Here is a 23,059-nt window from a genome sequence, read left to right as displayed (position 1 = left end):
GGGAGGATGGCGGGGTGGGGGACGAGTACGACGTGATCGTCGTCGGGGCCGGGCCCGCCGGGGCGGCCGCCGCGCTCGGGGCGCGGCGCGCCGGCGCGGAGCGGGTCCTGCTGCTCGACCGGTACGACTTCCCGCGGGACAAGGCGTGCGGGGACGGCATCGCCGCGCACGCGCTGGACGTCCTCGCCGAGCTGGGCGTGACCGGGGCGGTCGACGGGTACGCCCCGCTGCCCGCGCTGCGCCTCGTCGGCCCCGGCGGCGAGACGGTGGCCCGGGCGCTGCCCCGGCCCGCGTACACGGTGCCCCGGCAGGTGTTCGACGCCCGGCTCGTGGCCGCGGCGACCGCCGCCGGGGCGGAGCTGCGGCGGCACACCGTACGCACCGTGGAGGTGCGCGAGGACCGGGTGGTGCTCGACGGGGAACTGGCCGCCCGGGCGGTGGTCGGGGCGGATGGGGCCGGCTCGGTGCTGCGCCGGACGCTCGGCCACCCGGTGAACCCCGACCGGCACCTCGCGCTCGCCATCCGGGGCTACGCGCCGGCCCGACCCGGCCCGCCCGAGCAGCTCATCGTCACCTCGTCGCCGCGCTGGCCGGCGTACGCCTGGTCGTTCCCGATCGGTGACGGCCGGGCGAACGTCGGGTACGGGGAGGTGCTGCGGGGCGAGCCACTGACCCGCGCCCACCTGCTCGACCGGCTGGCGGCCCTGCTCCCCGGCACCGACCCGGCTGCGGTGACCGACCTGCGCGCCCACCACCTGCCGCTCTCCACGCACCGGCCGGCTCCCGGGCGGGGCCGGGTGGTGCTGGCCGGCGACGCGCTCTCGCTGATCAACCCGTTCACCGGCGAGGGCATCTTCTACGCGCTGCGCTCCGGTGCCCTGGCCGGCGCCGCGGCGGCCGGAGCCCCGGCCGCCGCGGCCCGCCGGTACGCCGAGGCGCTGCGCCGCCGGCTCGGCACCCACCTGCGGCACAGCTCGGTGGCGGCCTGGCTGGCCCGGCGGCGGTGGGTGGTGGACGCGGCGGTGCGCGCCGCCCGCCGCGACGAGCGGGTCTACCGGACCGTGGTCGAGCTGGGGCTGGGTGACGGACGTCTCGACGCCCGCACCCTCGCCATGATCGGTGCGGGTCTCACCGGCACGACGGCGTCAGCTCGGCCGGCGGCCACAATCCGGCCTCCGCGCCGCTGAGCGGCGCTCCGGACCGAATGAAGGCCGCTCTGACGCCGGGCTGCGACCTGAAGCCGTCCGCCATGCGCCACCGAGACACTGATCTTCCGCGCGGGTCGCTACCCTGCAAGGTGATGACTCTGCGGAAACTCCTCTACTCCGTGTACGAGCGCCGGCTCACCGCGAAGCTCGCGGGCAAACCGGTGCCCCGGCATGTCGGCGTGATGTGCGACGGCAACCGCAGATGGGCCCGGGAGATGGGCTTCGTCGACCCGAACGACGGCCACCGGATGGGCGCCGAGCGGATCAAGGAGCTGCTGCGCTGGTGCGACGCCGCCGGTGTCGGCCACGTCACGCTCTGGCTGCTCTCCACGGACAACCTCTCGCGGCCGGCCGCCGAGCTGGACCCGCTGCTCCAGATCATCGAGGACCTCACCACCGAGCTGGCCGAGGAGGGCAACCCCTGGCGGCTGCGGATGGTCGGCGCTCTCGACGTGCTGCCCGCGCACCACGCCGCCGCGCTCAAGGCCGCCGAGGAACGCACCCGGCAGCGCAGCGGCGGCGCGCAGGTCAACATCGCGGTCGGCTACGGCGGCCGGCGGGAGATCGCCGACGCGGTCCGCTCGCTGCTGCTGGAACACGCCGCCACCGGCGGCACGGTGGAGGAGCTGGCCAACTCGATCGACGTCGACCACATCTCCGAGCACCTCTACACCAAGGGCCTGCCCGACCCGGATCTGATCATCCGGACCAGCGGCGAGCAGCGGCTCTCCGGCTTCATGCTCTGGCAGAGCGCGCACTCGGAGTTCTACTTCTGCGAACTCAACTGGCCCGACTTCCGCCGGGTCGACTTCCTCCGCGCCCTGCGCTCCTACGCCACCCGGCAGCGCCGCTACGGCGCCTGAGGCCGGGCCTCAGCGCAGGTGGGGGAGCGCCTCGGTGAGGAAGTCGCCGAGCGCGGCGGGGGAGTCCAGGGTGAGATCGGCGGCGTCGGCGACCTCGTGACCGGTCTCCGGGTTCGCCACCGCGACGCAGACGCCCATGAACTCCGGGTCGGCGGCGGCCCGGGCCCGCAGCGCCGAGAAGGCCTTGATGTCGGAGACGTCGTCGCCGAAGTACCAGGCGCCACCGGCGTCCCGGACCGCCTCCCCGATGACCATGCCCTTGTCCCGGTCGACCGGGGGCTTCAGCTCCAGCACCATGCGCCCGGCCTGGCAGCGCAGGCCCAGCCGCTCGGCCTGGTCCCGGCCCCACTCCTGCACCAGGTCGCCGAGCTGCGGCGCGGTGCGCCAGTGCAGGGCGACGGAGAGCCGCTTGAACTCCACCAGGGCGCCGGGCGGCAACTCGGCGCGGGCCCGTTCGGCCAGCTCGGCCATGGTGGGCACCCAGGGCAGGGCGGCCGGCTCGGTGACGGTCTCGCCGCCCGAGTGGCTGTGCTCCAGGCCGTAGAGGCCGTACAGGTCGATGCCGGCGAGGCCGCCGAGGCGGTCGCGGAGGAATTCCACCGGGCGCGCGGAGACGATGGCGATCCGGCGTACCCGGGAGGCCAGGGCCTCCAGCGCGGCGAGCACCTTCGGCGCGGGCTGGACCGCGGTCGGGTCGTCGTCGACCGGGGCGAGGGTGCCGTCGAAGTCGAAGAAGAGCACCACGTCGCGCGCGCGGGCGGCGGTGGCGCGCCACGCGTGCGCGGCGTCCAACGGGGTTTTCGGCTGCTGGTTGCCCAGATTCAACGGCGGCACGCGCGACAGCGTACCCCGGTCACAGCGGCGTATTCGTGGCCGAGATGTGACGTCCGGACGACGCGGATGATCAGCGTTCGGCGGCTCCCCGTCCCCGGCGCCCGAACGGCACCACGGCCGCTTCCTGCCCGTGGCTCAGCAGGTAGCCCTCCACGAAGCCGGTGTTCCGGTCGCCGGTGTGCGCCTCGATCTCGTTGAGCCGCGCCACCAGGAACTCGGTGAGCGCGCTGACCCGGTCGTTGAGCCGGTCGTGCAGCTCGGCGACGACGGCGAGGACCACCGCGGTTCCGGCCGTGATGAGCGCGAAGAGGTTGACGACCAGGGGAAGCTGCCCGCCGTCCAGTACGCCGACCACCACGTTGCCGGTCACGCACGATGTCACCGACACCACCGCGACCACGACTGCCAACCATTTCAGGGTCATGGACAGACCCCTCCTTCTGTCCCGCAGGGCTGGGTTCGGCTGTGTCCCGTCCCCCCGCCGATGACGAGCCCTTAGCAGTACAAACGTGGACGCTAGCGTGTCCGATCCGGCCCCGAGGCGAAACGATCGGGTCTGGCCTTCCGTTCTTTCGCCATCTGAGGAACTACCCGGCTTGTTTACCCCTATTTCGGACATCGACCGGGAGGGTTGGGCGATAAGCGAGATAACGAATGGTTTCTCGAATGTGGAACTTCTCCGCGTCGGAGACGTCCGGGTCGACCAGCCGGCGCAGCAGCGCCTCGACGTCGGGGTCCATGGGCGGCGGGGTCGGGGTGGCGCGGGGGGCGGCCGCGCGGTCCCAGCCGAGGGCGACGAACGCGACCGCCGGGTTGAGCCCCAGCCCCTCGCAGAACGCGACCACCCGCTCGGCCTCGGGGTCGCTGGCCCAGTCGCCGCGGACCCAGCGGTTGATGGTCTGGCGGGAGACGCCGGTGCGCCGGGAGACCTCCGTGCCGCTCCAGGCCCGCATGGCGCGCGCGTCCTCCAGAGCGCGGCGGACGAAGGTGGCGAAGGCGATCTTCCGTGCGTTCGCGGTCTCGGTCACCCCGTGACGGTACGGCCAGTCGGTCTCCGGGGCACCGCCCGGCACGCTGCTGTCACGCCGACGTGACGGTGATCCACCGTTTCCGGTAAACGATCCAGAGCTCTTTCTGAGGGGTGTCACCCGGGCAGAATAGATCGACGCCAGTACGGCGGTAAACAGACGAAAAGCTGATACTGTCACGCTCATGAGACAACTTACGGTGTGTCACGTGCATGAGACGACGAGTGCTCACATGCGTCACTCCGCGGGTGTCGAGGGGGTCTCATGACCGAGCTCGCGACCCGTGCGCAGGCCTTCGGCCTGATCGCGGAGGGGGTGACCGCAGGACTGAGCGCCCCCTGGCGCCTCTACCTGGCCCGGGGCTGCCGCTACCTCTCCCTCAGCGTCGGCGACCGCGACGAGTGGGACGCCTGGCGGACCCACCTCGGCTGTCCCGAGCTGAGCGTCCGGGTCTACGAGGCGGGCGGTGAGATCCGCCGGGCCTCGGTGGCCGAGGTGATCGTCGACGGCTGCCGGATCAGCGTCGAGCTGGTCGAGGAGGTCAGCACCGCCGACCTGGAGCGGCTGCTGGTCGTCGACCCGCTGCCCGGGGCGGACGAGCGATGAGCCCATTTCTCGCCGTCGTGCTGGTCCTCGTGCTCGGCTCGACCTGCTACGCGGCCGGCCGGCTGCACGGCCAGCTCAGCTACCGGATCGGCTACCGGTTCGGCTACCGCCAGGGCTACTTCGACGGTGACCGGGGCGCCTGGAACCGGCGCCGCCGGGACGCCCAGGCCGCGATCGCCTCGGCGCTGGCCGGCCCGGCCCCGGCCGCGGTGACCGCACCGGCCGGGCGTACCGCGCCGTTCGCCGGCACCGCCGTCCCCGCCGCGGTCACCGCCCGCACCGCCACCGGCCCGGCCCGGCGGACCACCGCCACCGCCCAGCTCGGCGGCCTGGCCACCCGGCAGGGCACCACGTACACCGGCTCGTCGTTCGGCACGGCGGGCGGTGGGCCGCGGACCGGGACCCTGGTCCGGCGGCAGGGCTGAGGCCCGCCCAGGACACGGTGTGCCGTCCGCGGCGGACGCGCACCGTCGGAGCCGCAGTCAGACCGGTGACGGCGGCCCCACCGGCCGGGATGCGCGCAGGGGGCATGCATCCCGGCCGGTACCGCCGCGCCGGTCATCCCTCGTACGGGTGATCCACTCGCACCACTAGCCGACCGGGCCCGCGGCCATTAGCGTCTAGGCATGGCGCGGGGTTTTCCCGGGCCAGCCGGACAGCCCGGACCTGCGACCTCGCGCACGGGGCCCGCATCCGACCCCGTGTCCCACCGGGCACCGGAAGAGGCGGAACTCGGGTGGCCGGGTGCCCATCCGCGGAGCAGGCCTGTGACCACTCGCCGTACCCCCGCCGGTGCCGACCAGACCCCGGCCGCGACCGCCCCGACCCGCCGGACCACCCGCAGCCGCCGTGTGGCCGCACCGGCCGCCGGCACCGAGGAGCCCCGACCAGCCGGCCCGGCCTTCGTCCTCGACACCTCGGTCCTCCTCTCCGACCCGGCGGCGTTCCACCGCTTCGCCGAGCACGAGGTGGTGCTGCCGCTGGTGGTGATCTCCGAACTGGAGGGCAAACGCCACCACCCCGAGCTGGGCTGGTTCGCCCGGCAGTCGCTGCGCATGCTGGACGAGCTGCGGGTGCGGCACGGCCGGCTGGACCGGCCCGTGCCCGCCAACGACCAGGGCGGCACCCTCCGGGTGGAGCTGAACCACACCGACGACGGGGTGCTGCCGCCCGGGTTCCGGAACGAGTCGAACGACGCCCGGATCCTCTCCGTGGCGCTCAACCTGGCCGCCGAGGGACGCGAGGTCACGCTCGTCAGCAAGGACATGCCGCTGCGGGTGAAGGCGGCCTCGGTGGGCCTCCGGGCCGACGAGTACCGGCACGGCCAGGCCAGCGACCCGACCTGGACCGGCATGGCCGAGCTGGAGCTGGCCGAGGAGGAGATCGGCCGGCTGTACGCGGGCGAGACGCTCGACCTCGACGCCGCCTCCGGCCTGCCGTGCCACACCGGCCTGGTGCTGCACTCGGCGCGGGGCTCGGCGCTCGGCCGGGTGCTGCCCGACAAGACCGTCCGCCTGGTGCGGGGCGACCGTGAGGCGTTCGGCGTGCACGGGCGCTCGGCGGAACAGCGGGTGGCGCTGGACCTGCTGCTGGACGAGTCGATCGGCATCGTCTCGCTGGGCGGCCGGGCCGGCACCGGCAAGTCCGCCCTGGCCCTCTGCGCCGGCCTGGAGGCGGTGATGGAGCGCCGGCGGCACAAGAAGGTGGTCGTGTTCCGCCCGTTGTACGCGGTCGGCGGCCAGGAGCTGGGCTACCTGCCCGGCTCGGAGTCGGAGAAGATGTCGCCCTGGGCGCAGGCCGTCTTCGACACGCTCGGCGCGGTGGTGCACGAGAACGTGCTGGACGAGGTCACCTCGCGAGGGCTGCTGGAGGTCCTGCCGCTCACCCACATCCGCGGCCGGAGCCTGCACGACGCCTTCGTCATCGTCGACGAGGCGCAGTCGCTGGAGCGCGGCGTCCTGCTCACCGTCCTGTCCCGCATCGGCCAGGGGTCGCGGGTGGTGCTGACCCACGACGTGGCCCAGCGGGACAATCTCCGGGTCGGTCGGCACGACGGGGTGACCGCCGTGATCGAGACGCTGAAGGGCCATCACCTCTTCGCGCACGTCACTCTCAGCCGTTCGGAGCGTTCGCCCATCGCCGCGATGGTCACCGATCTGCTGGAGGACATCCCGCTCTGAGGTGGGTCTTTGCCCGGTTTTGGCGGCATTCGCCTTGTGGTGCAGATCACAATCGGCGTCCTTGGTTTCCCAACCGCCTCACTGTGCGCAATGGTGTCCAACGAGCGCTTTCGACACCTCCAAGCTCGACGCGTCCCACGATGCGCCGCAACCTGGAGGCGTCGCACGCACCAGGAAGATCGTCGAGCATCGTTCGCCACGACACGGCGGAGAGGCGGCGAGCACCGGTGCGTCGGCTGCGACCGCGACGGTCTCGGGGCGCTCACGGCGCCGGCGCGGCCGCTCCAGGGCCACGCGTCGCGCCGTGTCCTTGCCCCCGACGAAGGGACACTTCGTGAGTCGGCTGTGGAGCCGGTTCGGCGCCCGTACGGCCGCCGTCGCACTGCTCTCCGTGGGCGTTGCCGGCGGCTTCTATCTGGGTGAAGACCGACAGACCCAGCAACAGGGCCTGACCGCGCAGGTCGGCCTGGAGGTCGACCGGACGGAGTACGCGTACCAGCGCGACCGCCAGGCCGACCACCGCCTGGCGTCGGCCAAGCAGCGGGCCGCCGAGTACCAGGCGCGGCTGCGCGCCGCGGCGGCGGCCAAGGAGGCCGCCGAGCGCGCCAAGGAGGCCGAGGCGGCGGCCGCGTCCCGCAAGAAGGAGCGCGAGGCCGCGGAGAAGGCGGCGGCCAAGCCCTACGACGGCCCGATCCCGGCGTCCTGCGAGGAGTTCAGCGGCAACCGCAAGATCGGTTGCGCGATCATGCTCGACGAGGGCTTCGGCATCGACCAGTTCCCCTGTCTGGACAAGCTCTGGACCAAGGAGAGCGGCTGGAACCACAAGGCGTACAACGAGGGGTCCGGCGCGTACGGCATCCCGCAGGCCCTGCCGGGCAGCAAGATGGGCTCGGTGGCCGACGACTGGAAGACCAACCCGGCCACCCAGATCAAGTGGGGCCTCGGCTACATCGAGGGCCGGTACGACGACCCGTGCGGCGCCTGGCGGCACTCGCAGAACTCCGGCTGGTACTGATCGGACATCGACGGCGGGGCGTGCGGAGATTCGCACGCCCCGCCGTCGTCGTGTCGCCCCCGAGTGGCGGTGCGCCCCGATTACTGATAGCACTTGACGGGTGACCTGGCAGGACGGCCGCACGGGCGGCGACCCCCACCGGTTCGGCACCGAGGCGTTCTACGCCTCGCTCGGCCGGGCCTTCGTCGCCATGTGCGCGGTCGTGCCGGTGCTGTTCCTCATCGAGGCCGTCGACGTCGGCCTGCGCGCCGACCTCGACGTCACCGCCGGCATCATCCCGCACCGCATCCAGGGGCTCGACGGCGTGTTCTTCTCGCCGTTCCTGCACGCCGGCTGGAACCACCTCTACAGCAACAGCATCCCGCTGATCCTGCTCGGCACCTTCGTGCTGGCCGCCGGCACCCGCCGGTTCCTCTGGTCCACGCTGGTGATCATCCTGGTCAGCGGCCTGGGGGTGTGGTTCACCGGCTCGCCCAACTCGGTGGTGGTCGGCGCGAGCGGCGTCATCTTCGGTTACCTCGGCATCCTGCTCACCCGCGGCATCGTCGAACGCAGCTGGTGGAACTTCGCCGTGGTGCTCCTCGTGGGCCTGCTCTACGGCTGGCAGCTGCTCGGCATCCTGCCCACCGACGAGCGCATCTCCTGGCAGGGGCACCTGTTCGGGCTGCTCGGCGGGGTCGTCGCGGCGGTGCTGTTCCGCCGCCGGGTGGAGGGCGGGACGCGGGACTCCCTCGGGTCACCCCCGGTCACGCTGCCCTGACGGCACGTCCACCCGCCGGCGGGACGTGCTTGCCCGCGGCCACCGCCCCGCCTACCGTCGGGATCAGCACGCGTTGATCCCTTGGCGAAAGTGACGGTACGCCATGCGCGAGGTCGATGTCGCCGTGATCGGGGCGGGCCCCGCCGGGCTGTTCGCCGCCTACTACGCCGGGTTCCGCGGGCTCTCCGTGGCCGTGATCGACGCGCTGCCCGAGCCGGGCGGCCAGGTCACCGCCATGTACCCGGAGAAGCTCATCCTCGACGTCGCCGGGTTTCCCGCCATCAAGGGGCGGGAGCTGGTCGCCAACCTGGTCGCCCAGGCCGCGCCCTTCCGCCCGGAATACCTGCTGGGGGTCCGTGCGGAGAAGCTGTCGTACCTGGACGGGCGGCCGGTGCTCGGACTGGCCGGCGGCGACCAGCTGCACTGCGGCGCGGTGCTGGTCACCGGCGGGCTGGGCAGCTTCACGCCCCGGCCGCTCCCGGTGGCGGACAGCTTCGTGGGCGCCGGGATCGTCTACTTCGTTCCGCAGCCGACCGAGCTGACCGGCCGGGACGTGCTCATCGTGGGTGGCGGCGACTCGGCGTTCGACTGGGCGGTGACGCTGGCCCCGATCGCCCGCTCGGTGACCCTGGTGCACCGGCGCGACCGGTTCCGCGCGCACGCCTCGACCGTCGACCGGGTGCGGGCGCTGCCGGTGCGGGTGGTGGTCAACGCCGAGGTGAGCCGGCTGCACGGGGAGGACCGGGTCACCGGCGCCGAGCTGACCGTGCGCGGGGGCGCCGTGGAGACCCTGCCGGTGGACACCGTGGTGGCCGCGCTCGGATTCACCGCCGACCTGGGCCCGCTCGCCGAGTGGGGCCTGAACCTCGACCGGCGGCACATCGTGGTCGACAGCGCCATGGCCACCAACCTGCCCCGGGTGTTCGCGGCCGGCGACATCACCGACTACCCGGGCAAGGTGCGGCTGATCGCCACCGGCTTCGGCGAGGCGGCCACCGCCGTCAACAACGCGGCGGTCGTCATCGACCCGAGCGCGCACCTCTTCCCCGGCCACTCCTCCGACGGCACCTGACCGGCGGCCGCCGCCGGGCTCAGGAGGTGGGCAGCCCGACGAGGTCGGCCATCAGCCCGATCTGGTGGTCGAAGTACTCGTCGCGGTGCGGCAGCGCCCGGTTGATCCGGCCGAACAGCTCGAAGCTGATCAGCCCGAAGAGCTGGGTCCAGCCGGCCATGCCCCGGGCCAGCAGTGCGGGCGGCAGGTCCACGGGGATCAGTGCCGCCAGCTCGGCCACGTCGGACCGCAGCGGCTCGGGCAGCTCCTCGCCGGACGGGTGGAGCCGGCCGGTGGCCACCCCGTCGCGGAGGATGCCGACCAGGGTCTCCGGCGGTCGCTGGGCCGGTGCCACGGTGTCGTCCGGGGCCGCGTAGCCGGGGACGGGGCTGCCGTAGAGCAGGGCGTACTCGGCGGGGTGGGCCAGCGCCCAGGCTCGGGCGGCCCGGCACGCGGCGAGCCAGCGCCCGCGCAGGTCCGCCTGGTCGACGCCGGCGTCGGCCGACTCCACCGCGTCGCCGAGCGCCTCGTACGCCTCCAGGATCAGCGCGGTGAGCAGGTCGTCCCGGCTGGGGAAGTAGCGGTAGATCGCCGAGGAGACCATGCCCATGTCCCGGGCGACCGCGCGGAGCGACAGGTTCGCGCCGTCGGTGGCCAGGTGGCGGCGGGCGACCGCCTTGATCTCGTCGATCATGCCGGCGCGGACCCGGGCGCGGAGCGTGTGAGCGACCATGCCTCCACCCTGCCACGGATGAGAGCGCCAATCAAAACAGAGAGCACCGCTCTTGACGAACGGGCGCCGTGTCGTGCATGCTCTGTTGCGAGAGCGGTGCTCTCGCATCGGATTACTGCTTCGAAGGGTGGCCCTCATGGCCCTGCACGTGATCGTCGGCGCCGGACCCGTCGGCACCGCCACGGCCCGTCTCCTCGCCGAGCGCGGCGACCAGGTGCGGGTGGTGACCCGCCGTGGCACCGGGCCCACGCACCCCGCCATCGAGCGGATCGCCGCCGACGCGGCCGACGCGGAGCGGCTGACCGCCCTGACCGAGGGCGCGACGGCGCTGTACAACTGCGCCAACCCGGCGTACCACCGGTGGCCGCTGGACTGGCCGCCGCTGGCCGCCGCGCTGCTCACCGCCGCCGGGCGGACCGGCGCCGTCCTCGCCACGGTCGGCAACCTCTACGGGTACGGCCCGGTCGACGGCCCGATGACCGAGGCGACCCCGCTCGCCTCGACCGGCACCAAGGGGCGGGTGCGCAACCGGATGTGGGCCGACGCGCTGGCCGCGCACCGGGCCGGCCAGGCCCGGATCACCGAGGTACGCGGCTCCGACTACCTCGGCGCCGGCGGCACCTCGCTGGCCATGATGGTCCTGCCCCGGGCGCTCGCCGGGCAGCGGGTGTTCCTCCCGGTCGACTGGGACGCCCCGCACACCTGGACGTACATTCCCGACGTCGCCCGCACCCTGGTCGCCGCCGCGACCGACGAGCGGGCCTGGGGGCGGGCCTGGCACGTGCCCAGCGCGCCCGCCGTCCCGATGCGGGACCTGGCCACCCGCGCGGCGGCCCTGGTCGGTGCCCCCGCGCCGCGACTGACCCGGATGCCGTACCCGGTGCTCTGGCTCGGCGGGCTGGCCAACCCCATGGCGCGGGAGCTGCGGGAGACCGCCTACCAGTTCGACCGGCCCTTCGTGATGGACTCCGGCCCCGCCACCACCACCCTCGGCGTCGAGGCGACGCCGCTGGACCGGGCGGTCAAGGAGACGGTGGCGGCGCTGCGCGGCTGACCAGCCGCGGGGGCGGCCCGACCGCGGCGACCAGCACCGCGACCAGGGTCAGCGCCGCCCCCAGCAGGGTGGTCGGCGTGGGGTGCGAGGCCGCGGTGGGCAGCAGCAGGTCCAGCAGGACGGCGCCGACGACCTGCCCGGCGATGGTGGCCAGGCCGAGCAGCAGCACACCGGTGAACCGGACGATGGCGGCGGCCAGCGCGATGAACACGATGCCGATGGGGCCGCCCAGGTAGAGCCACGGTTCGCTCGGGAAACCGCCGGTCGGGCGCCCCCGGACCGCCACATCCACCGCGAAGGTGGCGAGCAGCGCCACCGTGCCGACGGTGAAGTTGACAAGCGTGGCGGTCATCGCGCTGCCGGCGGCCCCGCGGACCCGGCCGTTCACCGCCTGCTGCCACGCGATGCCCACCCCGGCGGCCAGCGGCAGCAGGGCCAGCGCCAGGGCACCCGGATCGCCGAGCCGGTCGCCCACCGCCAGCAGCACGGCCAGCACGGTGAGCGCCGCGCCGACCAGCCGGTTCGGGGTGACCGCCTGCCGCCCGGTGGGGCCGATCCCGGCCCGGTCGACGAGCAGGCTGCTGCCGGACTGGCCGGCCACCACGGCGACCGTGAACACCGCCACGCCCAGGGTGCCGATGGTCAGCCCCTGGGTGGCGACCAGGAAGGCGCCGCAGACCCCGCCGAGGCACTGCCACGGCCGCAGCGAGCCATCCCGCAGCGCGGCTCGCAGTGCGGCCAGCCCTCGCCGGCCACCGGGCGTGGCGGGGACCAGCACCAGCAACACCAGCAGGCCGAGGCCGAACGAGACCACCGCGGCGGCGATCCCGTCGGCCAGCCGTACCCCGAGTTCGCCGTTGATCCGGGACTGGACGGCCACCGCGAGCCCCGAGGCGGTGGCCAGCCCGGTGCCGGCGATCCGCCGCGTGGCCGGCAGCGTCGGGGGCGCCACCGTCCCGGTCTCGGTCACTCCTGCTCGGCCAGGGGGCGCCCGTCGAAGTCGACCGCCGAGTAGAGCGCCAGCTTCTCCAGGCGGTGGTAGGAGTCGATCACCCGGATCGTGCCGCTCTTCGAGCGCATCACGATCGACTGGGTGTACGCCCCGCCCGCCCGGTAGCGCACGCCGCGCAGCAGGTCGCCGGAGGTGACGCCGGTGGCCACGAAGAAGCAGTTGTCGCCGGTGACCAGGTCGTCGGTGAAGAGCACCCGGTCCAGGTCGTGCCCGGCGGCCAGCGCCTTCTCCCGCTCCTCGGCGTCCTTGGGCCAGAGCTTGGCCTGCATCATGCCGCCCATGCACTTCAGCGCGCAGGCCGCGGTGATGCCCTCCGGCGTGCCGCCGATGCCCATCAGCACGTCGACGTCGGACTCGCCCCGGGCCGCCGCGATGGCGCCGGCGATGTCGCCGTCGGAGATGAACCGGATGCCCGCCCCGGTGCGCCGGATCTGCTTCACCAGGTCGTCGTGGCGCGACCGGTCCAGCACGCAGACCGTCACCTCGGTCGGGTCGGTGCCCTTGACCTTCGCGATCCGGCGGATGTTCTCGGCCACCCCGGCGTTGATGTCGACCACGTCGGCGTACATCGGGCCGACGGCGAGCTTCTCCATGTAGAAGACGGCGCTCGGGTCGAACATCGCGCCCCGCTCGGCCACCGCGAGCACGGCCAGCGCGTTGGGCATGCCCTTGCTCATCAGCGTGGTGCCGTCGATCGGGTCGACCGCCACATCCACCTCGGGACCGGTCCCGTCGCCGACCTCCTCGCCGTTGAAGAGCATCGGGGCGTTGTCCTTCTCGCCCTCGCCGATCACCACGACACCGCGCATCGGGATCGAGTTGATCAGCTTGCGCATGGCGTCGACGGCGGCTCCGTCGCCGCCCTCCTTGTCGCCCCGGCCGACCCAGCGGCCGGCGGCCATGGCCGCGGCCTCGGTCACCCGGACCAGGTCGAGGGCAAGGTTGCGGTCGAGATCCTGGGGCGTCCGCGTCCTGGTGGTTGTCATGACGGCTTCCTCCTCGCGACGTTGCGGGGTGGACCGGCGGGATGCGGCCGTCGCCGCCGCCGGTTTTGTCGCTGATCCTCACACGATCTCAGGTTCGCCGCCGGAGCGGGGCGGAGGAGGCCAGGATCACGTCATCCGGACGGCTGCGAGAATGGGCGGGTGGAAGCCGCACAGCCTGCCGACCGCGTACCGACCGACGCCACCCCGCCCGACGGCCAGCCGCCGGTGCTGCCGGCCGCCGGGGCGACCCCGCCGGCCGGGGAGCCGGCCCTGGTCGAGTCGACCGGGCCCGCGCCACTGACCGACGCCGGGGAGCAGCCCGCGCCGCCCGCGCGGAAGGAGAAGGCCCGGTCCGAGCGGTCGCCGAAGGACATGGCCCTGTCGCTGCTGGTGCTGCTGGTCCCGATCGCCCTGCTGCTCGCCTTCTACCGGGGCTTCCTCGGCGGGGACGAGCCGGTCCGCGTCGACCCCGCGCCGGCCTTCGAGCAGGCCCGCGCCGCCAACGCCTTCCCGGTCGCCGAGCCGCGCAGGCTGGGCTCCGACTGGCGTACGGTCAGCGCCCGCTACCAGACCGAGTCCGGTGGCGGCACCCTGCGCATCGGCTACGTGACCCCGGAGGGCCGGGGTGCGCAGCTGGTGGAGAGCAACGTGCCGGCGGAGAAGCTGCTGCCGGCCGAGCTGAGCGGTGGCCAGCCGCAGGGCCCGGCCGACCTGCCCGGCGGCGCGAGCTGGCAGCGGTACACCGCCCGCGGCAACGAGCAGGCCCTCGTCCTGCTGGAGCCCAACCGCACCGTGCTCGTGGTCGGCGACGCCGGCGAGGCGGAGCTGCGCGAACTCGTCACCGCGCTGCGCTGACCCGCCCCCGCCGCCGGGCGAGGGTCGTTTCTCCCGCACCGGACAGGGATTGCGGAACACCGCTTCAGGGAACAGAAGAGGGCACGAGCCCGCCGGAGCCGACCACACCGGCCGGACGGGCTCGTGCGCCGGAGCCGGCGTCCGGGCTGCGGCGTCCCGACTCCGGCACCTCCGTGGGCCGGACGACCCACCTGGAGAGGTTGACGTGACGATTCGACGCTTCAGCGCCACCGCGTTCGCCGCGGCGCTGCTCATTCCCGGCCTGGCCGCGTGCAACGACACCGGGACCGCCGGCGCGGGCGCCTCCGCGACCCCGGCGGCCTCCGGCAGCATCGCCCCGAGCGGCACGCCCGCCGGCGAGGCCAAGCAGGCCCTGCTCGACTCCACCAACGCGATCCGCGACGGGAACTTCCGGTTCACCATGTCCGGCGCCGGCTCCACCGCCGAGGGGCAGGTGCACGAGCCCAGCCAGAGCGCCGAGATGCGGATGACGATCGGCGACCCGTCGTCGGACCTGATGATGAAGCTCGACCTGATCCACTACAAGCCGGACAGCTGGGTGAAGCTGGAGCTGGGTGGCAAGGCCGCCGCCAGCGTGCCCGGGCTGAAGAACCTCAACCTCGGCAAGTACCAGCACCTCGACCAGACCCGGATCAAGGGCAACCGGGCGCTCGGCTTCGACTTCGACAAGGTCGACCCGGCCGGCAGCGCGGTGCTGACCCAGGGCGTCACCGAGGTCCGGAAGACCGGCGAGGGCACGTACGCGGGCACCGTCGACGTGTCGAAGGCGGCCGAGGCGGGCTCGCTCGACCCGGCCGTGATCACCGCGCTCGGCGCGCAGGCGCAGTCGGTGCCGTTCACCGCCAAGGTCGACCCGCAGGGCCGGCTCAGCGAGCTGGTGCTCCAGATCCCGGCCGCCGGGCAGAGCGCCGCGCAGGACGTGAAGATCACCTACACCGACTACGGCAACGCCGCCGCCGCGCAGAAGCCTCCGGCCGACCAGGTCGCCGAGGCGCCCGCCGAGCTCTACAACCTGTTCAACTGACCGTGCCGGCGGGACGGCTCCGGCCGTCCCGCCGCTCAGTCCTCCGCGCGCTGCCGGGCGGCGTCGATGCGGGCCCGTGCGCCGTCCAGCCAGCGCTGGCAGATCCCGGCGAGCTGCTCGCCGCGCTCCCAGAGCGCCAGCGACTCCTCCAGCGAGGTGCCCCCCGCCTCCAGCCGCTCGACCACCGAGGCCAGCTCGGCCCGGGCCTGCTCGTAGCTGAGCCGCTCGTCCTTCGTCGTGTCAGTCATCGGGTCCCATTCCATCAGCCGTCCACGGTGGCGGCCAGCTCGCCCTCGGCGAGGCGTACCCGCAGCGGGTCGCCCTTGGCCACCTCCGACGCGGCGCGCACCACGTGCCCGTCGCCGCGCTGGACGATGGCGTAGCCCCGGTCGAGGGTGGCCGCGGGGGAGAGGGCGCGCAGCCGCGCCAGGGTGTGCCGCAGGTCGTCGCCGGCGGCGCCGAGCCGGTGGTCCAGGCAGCGGCCGGCCCGGTCGCGCAGCGCGGTGACGTCGGTGGCGCGCTGGTCGATCATCACCTGCGGGCGGGCCAGCACCGGCCGGGAGCGCAGCAGGTCGAGCCGATGCTGCTCCCGGTCGACCAGGTTGCGCACCGCCCGCTCCAGCCGGGACCGGGCCTGGCCGATGAGGCGGACCTCCTCCGCCAGGTCGGGCACGATGCGCTTGGCCGCGTCGGTCGGCGTGGAGGCCCGCACGTCGGCGACGTAGTCGAGCAGCGGCGTGTCGGTCTCGTGGCCGATCGCGCTGACCACCGGCGTGCGGCACGCGAAGACCGCCCGGCAGAGCGCCTCGTCGGAGAAGGGCAGCAGGTCCTCGATGCCGCCGCCGCCCCGGGCGATGATGATCACATCGACGGTCGGGTCGGCGTCGAGCACCTTGAGCGCGCCGACGATGTCGGGCACCGCGCTCGGCCCCTGCACGGCCACGTTGACCGTGCGGAACTCCACGGCCGGCCAGCGGCGGCGGGCGTTCGTCAGCACGTCCCGCTCCGCGGCCGAGGCGCGGCCGGTGATCAGCCCGATCCGGCCGGGCAGGAACGGCGGCCGGCGCTTGCGGGCCCGGTCGAACAGCCCTTCGGCGGCCAGCAGCTTCTTGAGCTTCTCCAGCCGCGCCAGCAGCTCGCCCAGCCCGACCTGGCGGATCTCGTCGGCGCGCAGGCTCAGCGTGCCCCGCGCGGCGTAGAACTCCGGCTTGGCGTGCAGCACCACCCGGGCGCCCTCGCTCAGCTCCGGTGCGCCCGCGTCGAGCACGTCGCGGTTGGTGGTGACGGTCAGGCTGAGATCCGCCGACGGGTCACGCAACGTCAGGAAGACCGTGCTCGCGCCGGGCCGCCGGCTGATCTGCGCGATCTGACCGTCGACCCACACCCACCCCAGCCGGGCGATCCAGGCCCCGATCTTCTGGCTGACCACCCGGACCGGCCACGGCTCCTCGGACGTGCTCCGATCCGCTTCGCTCACCCGCCCACCCTAAGGCCCACCCCCGACGCGGCCCGCGTCGATCATGAGGTTGACGGCGGTGTCGATCTCCGGGACCGCCGCCAACCTCATGATCGACAGCCCGGCCGGAAGCCGGCACGTACGATGGTCGGGTGACTGATGCTGAGACGACTCCCCGGACCGGCAAGCGCGTGCTCCTGGCCAAGCCCCGCGGCTACTGCGCGGGCGTGGACCGGGCGGTGCAGACCGTCGAGGAGGCGCTGAAGCTCTACGGCGCGCCGATCTACGTCCGCAAGCAGATCGTCCACAACAAGCACGTGGTGCAGACGCTGGAGGCCAAGGGCGCGATCTTCGTGGAGGAGAACGAGGAGGTGCCGGAGGGCGCCACCGTCATCTTCTCCGCGCACGGCGTGGCCCCCGAGGTCTACGAGCAGGCCAGGGTGCGGTCGCTCAGGGCGATCGACGCGACCTGCCCGCTGGTCACCAAGGTGCACCAGGAGGCCCGGCGGTTCGCCGCCGAGGACTACGACATCCTGCTCATCGGCCACGAGGGGCACGAGGAGGTCGTCGGCACCGCCGGTGAGGCGCCCGCGCACATCCAGCTGGTGGACGGCCCGGACGGCGCCGACAAGGTCACCGTGCGCGACCCGGAAAAGGTCGTCTGGCTCTCCCAGACCACCCTCTCGGTCGACGAGACCCTGGAGACCGTGGCCCGGCTCAAGCAGCGACTGCCGCTGCTCCAGTCGCCCCCCAGCGACGACATCTGCTACGCCACCTCCAACCGTCAGCACGTCGTGAAGGAGATCGCCCCGGACTGCGACGTGGTGATCGTGGTCGGCTCGCGGAACTCCTCCAACTCCGTGCGCCTCGTCGAGGTGGCGGTGGACGCCGGCGCCCGCGCCGGGCACCTGGTCGACTTCGCGCACGAGATCGACGACGCCTGGCTGGAGGGGGCCCGCACCGTGGGCCTGACCTCGGGCGCCAGCGTGCCGGACGAGCTGGTCCAGCAGGTGCTCGCGCATCTGGCCGAGCGCGGCTTCGCCGACGTCGAGGAGATCACGACCGCCAACGAGCGGCTGACCTTCTCGCTGCCGCAGGAGCTCAAGCGCGACCTGAAGGCCGCGGCGGCCCGCGGCTGACCGGCCGGAACGAAACCGCCGCCGACCACGTCCAACCGGTCATGAAGACTCCTCGGACGGTGCTCGTCGCCCTGCTCGCCGGCGCGGCGCTGACCGCCTGCGCCGGCCCCGGCAGCGAGCCCGGCGGCCCCAGCCCGACGGGGCCGACCCCGGTGACCAGCCAGCCCGTTCCCGGCCTCAGCCCGACAGGAGCCGCCCCGGTGACCAGCCATCCCGACCCCGGCCCCAGCGTCGGCCCGAGCCGCCCGAATCCCCCCTGGAAGGGCGGCCCGTCGAAGCCGCCCGGCCCCGGCGCCACCACGCTCAGCGGGACGATCCGCGCCGGTGTCGAGCCGAACTGTGTGCTGATCGACGACAACCTGCTGATCGGCGGCCCGCGCGACCTGCTCAAGCCCGGCACCCGCGTGGAGGTCACCGGGCGCTCGGAGCCCGGCATGATGACCACCTGCCAGCAGGGCACCCCCTTCGTCGTCGAGTCCGCCCGCCGCGCCTGACCCGAGCCCGCGAACGACGGAGCCCCGCCCCCCTGATCGGGGGACGGGGCTCCTGGGTTCAGCGGGTCAGTTGACCGCACCGACCTCCACCGAGCCGCGGCCGACGACCGCGCCCTCGACGGTGGTGACGGCCAGGTCACCGTAGAGCTCCCGGCCGGCGGCCGGGGTGGCCTTGGCGGTCACCGTGCCGGTCAGGGTGGTGGTGGCGCCGTTGGCCAGGGCCAGCGGAGTGCTGGGGGCGGAGAGCGAACCCAGCGCCGGGGCGGCGAACGAGTCGCGGTAGTCGTACGCGGTGGTCGGGTCGCTGACCGCGTAGCCGTCAACGACCACCCGGTAGGTGCCGGCGGCCGGGTTGGACAGGGTGACGGCCTCCTCCGAGTCACCGTCGGCCGACTGGCCCACCCGGGTCGCGCCGAGGAAGACCGACAGGTCCAGGTCGGCGCTCAGGTCGGACGGGTTGCCGATCCGCGCGGTGAACGAGGTGGCGCCCGCCGGGACGTCCACCGTGTATTCCTGGCGACCGCCCGTGGCGATGCTCGGACGCTCGGCGTGCACGCTGGCCAGCGGGCCACCGACGCCGGTCACCTGGACCGGGCCGAACGCGTTGGTCAGGCCCCAGCTCACCTCGGTCGGCTCGCCGGCGGTCACCGACGGCAGCTCGACCACGGCCGGCTCGACCGTGACGCCCTGCACCCGCGCCCGCAGCTGGAACGGGTTGTCCAGCGCCGGCGACGTGCGCCGGGCTTCGACCTCGATCTCCCAGACGCCCGGGATCGGGTTCTGGTAGTCCCGCTCCTGCGGCTTGCAGGCGGCGGCGTCGGAGAAGTTGGTGTAGCAGGCGGTGCTCGCGGTGCTCTCGACCGGCACGCCGTACGGGTTGATGGCGATGAACCGGGTCTGCGAGCCGGTGGCGATGCCGGAGAGGTTGACCTGGAGCGCGCCCGCGCCCTCCGGGACCGTCACGAAGTACGAGGTGAAGCCGTTCCGCTCGATCGAGCCCTCGGTGGAGAACGAGTACGCCGGGGCGGAGACCGCGTTCGAGGCGACCACGACGGTGGCGACCTCGAAGTCGACCACCGAGGTGGACGCGTCGTCGACGGTCATGATCGCACCGTGCGCGCCGGCGGTCAGCGGCTTGGCCTTCACCTTGACGGTGACGGTCTTGTTCAGCGGCAGCCACACGACCTGCGGGGCCGAGAAGGTGCCGTCGTTGCCGCGGAACGCGACGGTGTGCTTGAGGCTCTTGTTCGGGCCGCTCGTGCGGGTCAGCTTGACCTCGTAGTTGCGGCTCTCCTTGACCTTCTGCCCGCCCTTGCCGGCCGCGCAGCGGTTGAAGATGCCGGTGCCGACGTTCGGGTTCGGCTCGAACTGGCCGGAGTCCTTGTTGTACCTCGTGAGGTTGCCCGACAGCTCGGTGCAGACCGGCGCCTCGGAGGTGTACGTCCGGGTCTGCACGCCGGCGGCGAGCAGGCCCCACGCGCCCGGCACGTTGAACATGCCGTAGCCCTGCGCGTACGTCGGGACGCCCGCGATCGGCTTGGCGGAGGTGTAGATGGCCCGGCGCAGCGCGGCCGGGGTGACGCCCTTGTCGGTGGCCTTGGCCGCCGAGAGCAGCAGCGCGGCGGCGCCGGTGGCCTGCGGCGAGGCCATCGAGGTGCCGTTCAGCATCTGGTAGCCCGGGGGCAGCGGGTAGCCGGCCTCGGGGACCGGGTTGCCGGGCTGCCAGGTCGGCGCGGTGGAGATGGCCGAGCCGGGGGCGGTCACGTTCGGCTTGAAGCCGCCGTCCTCACGCGGGCCGCGGGAGGAGAAGTTGAACAGCGCGTTGCCCTTGCGGACCACCGAGCCGTAGTTGGCCAGCCAGGTGTCCTTGCTGATGTTCGCGGCCACGCTGACCACGTTGCTGGCCACGGAGGGGTCGCCGACGGTGTTCAGGCCCGGGCCGGAGTTGCCGGCCGAGATGAACATCTGCACGCCGTAGGTGCTGATCAGCTCGTCGTAGAGGTTGGCGCGCGCGTTGGAGCCGTCGTTGAGCGCCGGCAGGCCGCCGATCGACATGTTGACCACGTCGACCTTGCGGTTGACGACGAGGTCCACCATGCCGGTGGTGAGCGCTGCGGCGGTGCAGCCGCCGCCCCACGAGCAGGCCCGGGCGGAGACCAGCTTGGCGCCCGGCGCGGCGCCGTCGAAGGCGCTGTTGCCCAGCATGTCGTTGGCGGCGGTGATGCCGGCGACGTGGGTGCCGTGGGTGGCCTCGATGATGCCGATGTTCACGTAGTCGACCAGGCCGGGGCCGCCGGCCGGGGTGGTGTCGACGTCCTCGCGGTATTCCACGACGAACGGCATCTGGTCCCGCACCGCGGTGGCCGGGTTGTCGGTGCCGAAGTGGCCGACCTGGAACTTCTCCTTGTACGGCCGCATCACCTCGTCGTCGGTGAAGTCGCGGTTCTGGTTGACGTCGACCCGGATGTCGTGGTTCACCGGGTTGTAGAGGATGCCCCAGGAGTCGGTGGTGTCGCCGTCCCGGTTGACGTCACCGGCCGGGTCGCTGCCGGCCGTGATCGACTCGCGGAAGGTGTTGAAGCGGTAGCTGCCGGCGGGAGCGGTCCAGGTGACGGCGGAGGCGCCGGTGCCGGTGGTAAAGGAGGGCCCGGCCACCTCGGTGATCATCGCGCGCCAGGTGGCGTCCTCCAGCGGGTCCGTCGCGGTCACCCAGTCGACGATCTTGCGCTCGCCCGTGGTGGTCGTCTGCAGCGCCGGCTGGTCCAGGTCGATGCCGGAGTCCATGATGCCGATGGTGACGCCACGGCCGTCCCACTCCGGGTGCGCGGCCTTGAAGGCCTCCGCGCCGGTCTCGTTGGTGGGCATGTACGGGTTGACCGCGCCGGTGTCGGCGCCCGGGCCGGCCAGCGTCGCGCCCTGCGCGGCGGCCTTCGCGCCCGCGGGGGCGGTCTCGGGGGCCGGGTCGGGAAGCTTGATGGTCTCGTCGAGGTCGACGGCGGAGACGCCGGGGAGCGTCGCGGCCTTGAGGACCTTCGCGGTGGGGACCTTGGCGAGCAGGTAGCCGACCTGGTCGTAGCGCTGGCTGACCGTGGCGCCCAGACCGGCCAGTCCGTCGGCGACCTTCTTGGCCGAACCCTTCTTGGCGGCGATGATCAGCGTGACGGTCGGGGCGTGCTTCGCCTCCGCCTCGTCCAGAAGCTTGGCGTCGTGGGCGCCCAGCGCCTCTGCGGCGGTTGCCTGCGGGGCGTCGGGGGCGGCGGCGGGGGCTGCGCTCGCGGTCGCGGCACCACCCCCGACGGTCATGGCGCCGGCCGCCAGGACCGAGGCGAAGAGCGCGGCGGAGGTACGCCGGCTCCGGTTACGGGGTTGACTCACGTTCTCTTCCTCCAGAGAACAGGGCCCTTCAGGAGACAGGGCGCGCGTGCCAGCGATCCTTCGGCCTGGCCCTGTCGGTGTCACTACTCCCGAGTAGGTTGTGACCACTCCGTGACTCCGATCGGCGGTCGTCGTCACGTTGCGAGTGTCAGCCGTCGACGGCCGCCGGCCGTTCGACCGATGTGGACGCCCCCTCCACCAGCTCCGGTGCCTGCGGCTGGCGCGGCGCCAGCTCGACCTGGGCCGGGGCGGCCAGCTCCTGGTCGGAGACGCCCAGCTCGGCCAGCTTGCGGGCGCTGACCAGCACCCGCGCCTCCAGCGAGCCGACCGCCCGGTTGTAGGCGGTCACCGCCCCGCCCAGCGCGCCGCCGAGCTTGCCGACGTGATCGCCCAGGGTGGACAGCCGCCCGTAGAGCTCGCGGGCCAGCGAGTGGACGGTGGCCGCGTTGCGGGCCAGCGCCTCCTGCCGCCACGAGTAGGCCACGGTGCGCAGCAGCGCCACCAGGGTGGCCGGCGTGGCCAGCACCACGTTGCGCGCGAAGGCGTGCTCCAGCAGCGACGGGTCGCGCTGCAACGCCACGTCGAGGAACGGGTCGGCCGGCACGAACAGCACCACGAAATCCGGGGTCTGGTCGAACGCCGCCCAGTAGTTCTTGGCGGCCAGCCCGTCGACGTGCGCCCGCAGGTGCCGCGCGTGCGCGTCGAGGTGGGTGTCGCGCCCCCGCTCGTCGCGCGCCTCCATGGCGGTCAGGTAGGCGTCGAAGGGCGCCTTGGCGTCGACCACCACGGTGCGGCCGCCGTGCAGCCGGACCACCAGGTCGGGACGGACCCCCTGGTGGTCGGTCGCGGCGGTGACCTGCTCGTTGAAGTCGCAGTGCTCCAGCATTCCCGCGGCCTCGACGATGCGGCGGAGCTGGTGCTCACCCCAGCGGCCGCGCACCTGCGGGGCGCGCAGCGCCGCGACGAGCTGCTTGGTCTCGGTGCGCAGCTCACCGGAGACCGCGCTCATCGACCGCACCTGTTCGCGCAGCTCGGCGTAGGCGTCGACCCGGTCGCGCTCCAGCTCGGCGACCCGCTGCTCGTAGCGGCGGAGGGTGTCGTGCAGCGGGGCCACCGCCCGGGCCACCGCCTCCTGCGACTGCGCGGTCGCCTCGTAGCTGAGCGCCCGCATGGACTGCTCCAGCCGCCCCTCGCCCTCCCGGGTGGCGGCCAGGGTCGCCTCCAGCCGGGCGATGTCCGCCGCCGAGCGGGACCGGGCGGCCAGCCAGCCCACCGCGCCGCCCGCGGCGAGGCAGAGCACCACCACGGCCAGCGTCGAGAAGCTCATGCCGAAGAGCTTGCCAAACGGGTACGACGTGCGCCCGC

At 73.5% G+C, this 23,059-nt stretch carries 23 protein-coding genes; 13 read left to right on the top strand and 10 right to left on the bottom strand.

Annotated features, from left to right (window positions below):
• Positions 1–14: 14 nt before the first annotated feature.
• The gene (locus NFX44_RS30835) at positions 15–1,187 is read left to right on the top strand and encodes a geranylgeranyl reductase family protein (protein WP_262287118.1); all 1,173 of its coding nucleotides are present in this window, start codon (positions 15–17) and stop codon (positions 1,185–1,187) included.
• Positions 1,188–1,300: 113 nt separating this feature from the next.
• Positions 1,301–2,071, top strand: coding sequence for an isoprenyl transferase (locus NFX44_RS30830; protein WP_262287111.1), 771 nt, complete (start codon positions 1,301–1,303; stop codon positions 2,069–2,071).
• 9 nt (positions 2,072–2,080) lie between these two features.
• On the opposite strand, the gene otsB is transcribed toward NFX44_RS30830, so the two are convergent.
• The 3 genes from otsB to NFX44_RS30815 all read right to left on the bottom strand — a co-directional run bounded on the left by otsB (position 2,081) and on the right by NFX44_RS30815 (position 3,933).
• Positions 2,081–2,905: a trehalose-phosphatase gene (gene otsB, locus NFX44_RS30825; protein ID WP_262287110.1), complete on the bottom strand. Its 825-nt coding sequence runs from the start codon at positions 2,903–2,905 to the stop codon at positions 2,081–2,083.
• Between the two features lie 70 nt (positions 2,906–2,975).
• Positions 2,976–3,329, bottom strand: a complete 354-nt coding sequence (locus NFX44_RS30820; RefSeq protein WP_091314007.1) for a hypothetical protein — start codon at positions 3,327–3,329, stop codon at positions 2,976–2,978.
• 163 nt (positions 3,330–3,492) lie between these two features.
• Complete coding sequence (locus NFX44_RS30815; RefSeq protein ID WP_262287109.1) at positions 3,493–3,933, bottom strand: helix-turn-helix transcriptional regulator; 441 nt, start codon at positions 3,931–3,933, stop codon at positions 3,493–3,495.
• A 264-nt stretch (positions 3,934–4,197) separates the two neighbouring features.
• Between NFX44_RS30815 and NFX44_RS30810 the strand changes: the two genes are divergently transcribed.
• The 6 genes from NFX44_RS30810 to NFX44_RS30785 all read left to right on the top strand — a co-directional run bounded on the left by NFX44_RS30810 (position 4,198) and on the right by NFX44_RS30785 (position 9,566).
• On the top strand, positions 4,198–4,539 hold the full coding sequence (locus tag NFX44_RS30810) for a hypothetical protein (protein WP_091260344.1): 342 nt from the start codon (positions 4,198–4,200) through the stop codon (positions 4,537–4,539).
• Positions 4,536–4,964 carry a hypothetical protein gene (locus tag NFX44_RS30805; protein WP_262287108.1) on the top strand — a complete coding sequence of 143 codons (429 nt, stop codon included), beginning with the start codon at positions 4,536–4,538 and terminating at the stop codon, positions 4,962–4,964. The genes NFX44_RS30810 and NFX44_RS30805 overlap by 4 nt, the downstream gene beginning before the upstream one ends.
• A gap of 342 nt (positions 4,965–5,306) precedes the next feature.
• On the top strand, positions 5,307–6,719 hold the full coding sequence (locus NFX44_RS30800; protein WP_262287107.1) for a PhoH family protein: 1,413 nt from the start codon (positions 5,307–5,309) through the stop codon (positions 6,717–6,719).
• A 334-nt stretch (positions 6,720–7,053) separates the two neighbouring features.
• Positions 7,054–7,734 (top strand): lytic transglycosylase domain-containing protein, encoded by a 681-nt coding sequence (locus tag NFX44_RS30795; protein ID WP_262287106.1) that lies wholly within the window; start codon positions 7,054–7,056, stop codon positions 7,732–7,734.
• A gap of 100 nt (positions 7,735–7,834) precedes the next feature.
• Positions 7,835–8,494 (top strand): rhomboid family intramembrane serine protease, encoded by a 660-nt coding sequence (locus NFX44_RS30790; protein WP_262287105.1) that lies wholly within the window; start codon positions 7,835–7,837, stop codon positions 8,492–8,494.
• Positions 8,495–8,597: 103 nt separating this feature from the next.
• Positions 8,598–9,566: an NAD(P)/FAD-dependent oxidoreductase gene (locus tag NFX44_RS30785; RefSeq protein WP_262287104.1), complete on the top strand. Its 969-nt coding sequence runs from the start codon at positions 8,598–8,600 to the stop codon at positions 9,564–9,566.
• Positions 9,567–9,585: 19 nt separating this feature from the next.
• On the opposite strand, the gene NFX44_RS30780 is transcribed toward NFX44_RS30785, so the two are convergent.
• On the bottom strand, positions 9,586–10,278 hold the full coding sequence (locus NFX44_RS30780; protein WP_262287103.1) for a TetR/AcrR family transcriptional regulator: 693 nt from the start codon (positions 10,276–10,278) through the stop codon (positions 9,586–9,588).
• Between the two features lie 136 nt (positions 10,279–10,414).
• On the opposite strand from NFX44_RS30780, the gene NFX44_RS30775 reads away from it, so the two are divergent.
• Complete coding sequence (locus tag NFX44_RS30775; protein ID WP_262287102.1) at positions 10,415–11,332, top strand: NAD-dependent epimerase/dehydratase family protein; 918 nt, start codon at positions 10,415–10,417, stop codon at positions 11,330–11,332.
• On the opposite strand, the gene NFX44_RS30770 is transcribed toward NFX44_RS30775, so the two are convergent.
• Positions 11,301–12,284 carry a DMT family transporter gene (locus tag NFX44_RS30770; RefSeq protein WP_262287117.1) on the bottom strand — a complete coding sequence of 328 codons (984 nt, stop codon included), beginning with the start codon at positions 12,282–12,284 and terminating at the stop codon, positions 11,301–11,303. The two genes, NFX44_RS30775 and NFX44_RS30770, sit on opposite strands and share 32 nt — an antisense overlap.
• A 14-nt stretch (positions 12,285–12,298) precedes the next feature.
• A complete protein-coding gene (glpX, locus tag NFX44_RS30765) occupies positions 12,299–13,330 on the bottom strand; it encodes a class II fructose-bisphosphatase (protein ID WP_262287101.1) in 1,032 nt (343 codons plus the stop codon).
• A gap of 159 nt (positions 13,331–13,489) precedes the next feature.
• Here glpX and NFX44_RS30760 point away from each other — a divergent pair, with 159 nt between their 5' ends.
• Both NFX44_RS30760 and NFX44_RS30755 read left to right on the top strand, forming a co-directional pair.
• Positions 13,490–14,185: a DUF4245 domain-containing protein gene (locus tag NFX44_RS30760; RefSeq protein WP_262287100.1), complete on the top strand. Its 696-nt coding sequence runs from the start codon at positions 13,490–13,492 to the stop codon at positions 14,183–14,185.
• A gap of 205 nt (positions 14,186–14,390) precedes the next feature.
• On the top strand, positions 14,391–15,230 hold the full coding sequence (locus NFX44_RS30755; RefSeq protein ID WP_262287099.1) for a hypothetical protein: 840 nt from the start codon (positions 14,391–14,393) through the stop codon (positions 15,228–15,230).
• A gap of 35 nt (positions 15,231–15,265) precedes the next feature.
• On the opposite strand, the gene NFX44_RS30750 is transcribed toward NFX44_RS30755, so the two are convergent.
• Together NFX44_RS30750 and xseA are read right to left on the bottom strand one after the other, a co-directional pair.
• Positions 15,266–15,478 (bottom strand): exodeoxyribonuclease VII small subunit, encoded by a 213-nt coding sequence (locus NFX44_RS30750; RefSeq protein ID WP_262287098.1) that lies wholly within the window; start codon positions 15,476–15,478, stop codon positions 15,266–15,268.
• A gap of 14 nt (positions 15,479–15,492) precedes the next feature.
• Entirely contained in the window at positions 15,493–16,707 is a 1,215-nt protein-coding gene (xseA, locus tag NFX44_RS30745) for an exodeoxyribonuclease VII large subunit (protein ID WP_262287097.1), read from the bottom strand.
• Between the two features lie 131 nt (positions 16,708–16,838).
• Here xseA and NFX44_RS30740 point away from each other — a divergent pair, with 131 nt between their 5' ends.
• Positions 16,839–17,825: a 4-hydroxy-3-methylbut-2-enyl diphosphate reductase gene (locus NFX44_RS30740; protein ID WP_262287096.1), complete on the top strand. Its 987-nt coding sequence runs from the start codon at positions 16,839–16,841 to the stop codon at positions 17,823–17,825.
• Between the two features lie 41 nt (positions 17,826–17,866).
• Positions 17,867–18,319, top strand: coding sequence for a hypothetical protein (locus tag NFX44_RS30735; protein ID WP_262287095.1), 453 nt, complete (start codon positions 17,867–17,869; stop codon positions 18,317–18,319).
• 66 nt (positions 18,320–18,385) lie between these two features.
• Here NFX44_RS30735 and NFX44_RS30730 read toward each other — a convergent pair whose 3' ends face one another.
• Positions 18,386–21,694 (bottom strand): S8 family serine peptidase, encoded by a 3,309-nt coding sequence (locus tag NFX44_RS30730; protein ID WP_262287094.1) that lies wholly within the window; start codon positions 21,692–21,694, stop codon positions 18,386–18,388.
• A gap of 148 nt (positions 21,695–21,842) precedes the next feature.
• On the bottom strand, positions 21,843–23,021 hold the full coding sequence (locus tag NFX44_RS30725; RefSeq protein WP_262287116.1) for a DNA recombination protein RmuC: 1,179 nt from the start codon (positions 23,019–23,021) through the stop codon (positions 21,843–21,845).
• Positions 23,022–23,059: the final 38 nt, after the last annotated feature.

Origin of the sequence: Micromonospora sp. MA102 (genome assembly GCF_025460765.1) — a bacterium.
Lineage (GTDB): Bacteria > Actinomycetota > Actinomycetes > Mycobacteriales > Micromonosporaceae > Micromonospora > Micromonospora halotolerans.
The sequence above is the reverse complement of the archived record's forward strand: the minus strand, read 5'-3'. Positions and strand labels throughout refer to the sequence as shown.